We start from the raw sequence: 3,416 nt of genomic DNA on the forward strand, positions 1-3,416 counted from the left end.
GCAAAGAGGGCGTTCTTGCGGTTGAGCGCCATCTCGGGGTCATTCTGCCCATGTTGGGCAGGAGGTCGAGGTCCATTACCGTTGGCACCCGTATTTCGGACGTCGGCTTCGCTGCGAGAACAGCGAAGAGCGCGCCAACGGCCGGATCATTCATCTCGTCGTCGCGCCCGGGCATGTCATTACCGCTCCGGCCTGGATGATCGATCCCGTGGCTTGCGCGGCGATGGACCTGGGCCCCCCGCGCGTATCGCTTGCCGCGCTGCTTGAGCTGCACAAGCTCTTGATCGAACGCCGTTTCCGGCGAGGCTCTTCGGATGGTTTCACCATCGCGGAGGCGCAACATGAGAACCCTGCCACCCCCGACACGATCTCTGGTGGTCGTTCGCCAACTCAGCTTGCCGCTCGACTCGGAGAAGCTGAACGGGCTGAGTTCAGCGCAACGGACCATAGTGATCGCCCGGCTCGCCAACGTACTGATGGCCGCCGCCGGCGTGGCAACGGAGGAGGAGAGCTGCGATGACGAGCGGTAATCTGATTCCGACTGCCGTCCTCAAGCGCAAGGCCGTCGTCTATGTGCGTCAGTCCACTCAGGCGCAGGTCCAGCTCAACCTTGAGAGCCAGCGTCGGCAATATGAGCTTGTCGACGTCGCGCGGCGCTGGGGATTCCGCAAAGTAGAGGTGATCGACGAGGATCTGGGACGAACCGCAAGCGGGGCTGTGGAGCGTCCCGGTTTCGAGCGCCTGGTCGACGATCTGTGCACCGGCCATGTGGGCGCCGTGCTTTGCCTGGAGGCGTCCCGCCTGTCGCGCAACGGGCCGGACTGGCATCGGCTGCTCGAGTTGTGCGGCGAAGTCGATGCACGCGTGATGGAGTCTACGATCCGGGATTGCCGAACGACCGCCTGCTGCTCGGTATGAAGGGCAGCATCAGCGAGTTCGAGCTCGGCGTGCTGCGTGCCCGCATGTACGAGGCCGCCCGCGCCAAGGCACAGCGCGGAGAACTGCGCATCTCCGTGCCCTTCGGCTATGTCTGGCACCGCGATTACGGTCTCGGGTTCGATCCCGACATGCGCCTGCAGGAGACCATTCGCCTGATATTCGCGCGCTTCCGCGAACTCGGCAGTGCGCGTCAGGTCCTGATCTCGATGATCGACGATGGCGTGCATTTCCCCAGACCCTCCGACGGCAAGAAGATGGTGTCCTTCGACTGGGTTCCGATCCGCTACCGCAACGTGATCTCGATCCTGAAGAACCCATTCTACGCCGGCGCCTATGTCTATGGTAAGAGCGAGAAGCGCACTGAGATCGTCGATGGCCGCGTTCGCAAGAGCTATGGCCATTACAAGCCGGCTAGCGAGTGGGCGGTGGTGCTCAAGGACCATCACGAAGGCTACATCGGATGGAGCGAGTACGAACGGAACCAGGAACTGCTCGCGGCCAACGCTTATGGCAAAGCCGGCGGCGTCAAGTCGGGCCGCGGCGGTCGCGCGCTGCTCCCCGGTCTCATCTCCTGTGGTCGATGCGGGCGAAGACTGGTTGTCATGTATGCCGGACGCGGCCAAGGTTATCCGGTATATCGCTGCGAGCGCGGCAACCTCATGATGGCCCAGGCGCGATGCATGTCGTTCAACGGCTTTCGCACCGACGCGGCGGTGACCCGCGAAGCGCTGGAGGCGGTTGCGCCGATGGCGATCGAAGCGGCGTTGGAGGCTGAACGCATGCAGCTGGAGAGCGAAGCCAAGCGGCGGCAGATGATCGAGATGGACCTGCAGCAGGCGCGCTATGAGGCATCGCTTGCCGAGCGCCGCTATGCCGCTTGCGACCCGGAGAACCGGCTTATTGCGGCCCAGCTCGAGAGGAGTTGGGAAGCCACGCTCAGGCGCGTGGAGACCTGCGAGGCCCGGCTGAGCGAAGTCCAGCGTGTGGAGCCTGTCGACGCGGTTCCGGACTTCACGGGCCTCGCCCAGGATCTCGAGGCCACCTGGAATGCGCCGGGTGTCGACATGCGCTGTCGTCAGCAACTGCTGCGCGCACTCATCGAGGACATCGTGGCGGATGTCGATGACGATGCGCGCGACGTGATCTTGACCATCCACTGGCATGGAGGCCAGCACTCGCAGGTACGGGTTCGCAAGCCCAAATCCGGAGAGCATGGCCAGCGTACGCCTGAGGAGGCTCTGGCGATCATGCGATCCATGGCAACCCGGTGGTCGGATGCCGAAATCGCTGCCACACTCAACCGCATGGGCATGCATGCAGACCGGTCAGGGAAAGACCTGGACCGCGCGTCGCGTCCAATCGCTGCGCACGGTGCACAAGATCAGCGGCTATCGCTCTTCCGACAAGAATGGCGAGTGGCTCACCATGTCGGACGCGGCCGCCCGGCTTGGAGTCTCGCACCTCAAAATCCGCCGGTCCATCAGGGATGGCCTCTTGCCCGCCGAGCAGGTCATGCGCGGCGCGCCCTACCAGATCCGCGCCAGCGACCTCGAAGACGAACGGATCAAGGCCGATTTGGCGCGCAATACTCCGCGTCGCATCCACGACGACAACCAAGAATCGCTGTTTTCCGCCATTTGAAAAGGAGGTGCATAATGAATCGGTCTTCGCAATCGGACGGATGGAGCGCTCGACCACGTTGCTGTCGATCTCAATGCGGCCATCGTCAAGGAAGCGCGAGAGGCCTTCCCAACGCGAGAGCGTGTAGCGGATCGCCTCGGCGAGCTTGGTTTTCTGGCTGATCAAGCCGAGCTTTTCGCGCAGCCAGGGTTCGAGATCGGCGATGATAGCGGGGCTATTTTCCTGACGCATCGCACGGCGCTCCTCGGCCGATCGGCCGCGGATGCCGTCCTCGATCTTATAGAGCTCGGTGATCCGTCTCAGCGCCTCACTGGCGATCGGCGCGGGACCGGCTGCCGCCAGTTCATAGAAGCGTCGGCGCACGTGTGCCCAGCAGAAGGCGAGCATGACACCGCTCTTTTCAGCCAGCACGCGATAGCCGCCATAGCCGTCGACCTGAAGGATTCCGGTGAAGCCAGCGAGATGGGCGATTGGACGCTCGGCCTTGCGGTCGGGCGCATAGACATAGGCGACGCCCGGCGGGTCGCCGCCATTCCATGGTCGGTCATCGCGGGCATACGCCCAGAGTTGGCCTGTCTTGGTCTTGCCGCGGCCCGGATCGAGCACCGGCGCGGTCGTCTCGTCGGCGAAGAGTTTTGGCGAGGACTTCAGCTTGCCAAGCAGCCGCTCGTGCACCGGACGCAGATGCCAGGCGGCGCGGCCGACCCAGTCGGCGAGCGTGGACCGGTCGAGATTGATGCCCTGCCGGGCGTAGATCTGCGCCTGACGATAGAGCGGCAGGTGGTCAGCATATTTGGACACCAGCACCTGAGCGACCGTCGCCTCGGTTGGCAAAC

The 3,416-nt window shown here is 63.8% G+C and carries 2 protein-coding genes and 2 pseudogenes; 2 read left to right on the forward strand and 2 right to left on the reverse strand.

Annotation, left to right across the window (positions count from 1 at the left end):
• Positions 1-343, reverse strand: a 343-nt coding sequence (locus NKI99_RS33495) for a hypothetical protein (protein WP_352613711.1), incomplete at its 3' end; no start/stop codon positions are given.
• On the opposite strand from NKI99_RS33495, the gene NKI99_RS33500 reads away from it, so the two are divergent.
• A complete protein-coding gene (locus tag NKI99_RS33500; protein ID WP_352458677.1) occupies positions 342-530 on the forward strand; it encodes a hypothetical protein in 189 nt (62 codons plus the stop codon). The genes NKI99_RS33495 and NKI99_RS33500 overlap by 2 nt on opposite strands.
• Positions 517-2,580, forward strand: a pseudogene (locus NKI99_RS33505) (recombinase family protein). Before NKI99_RS33500 ends, NKI99_RS33505 begins: the two are co-directional and overlap by 14 nt.
• On the opposite strand, the pseudogene tnpC reads toward NKI99_RS33505, so the two are convergent.
• A pseudogene (gene tnpC, locus NKI99_RS33510) lies at positions 2,548-3,416 on the reverse strand (IS66 family transposase); the annotation flags it as partial. The pseudogenes NKI99_RS33505 and tnpC overlap by 33 nt on opposite strands.

The sequence above is a fragment of the Mesorhizobium sp. M0239 genome (assembly GCF_040321815.1).
In the GTDB taxonomy this organism is placed as follows: Bacteria; Pseudomonadota; Alphaproteobacteria; order Rhizobiales; family Rhizobiaceae; genus Mesorhizobium.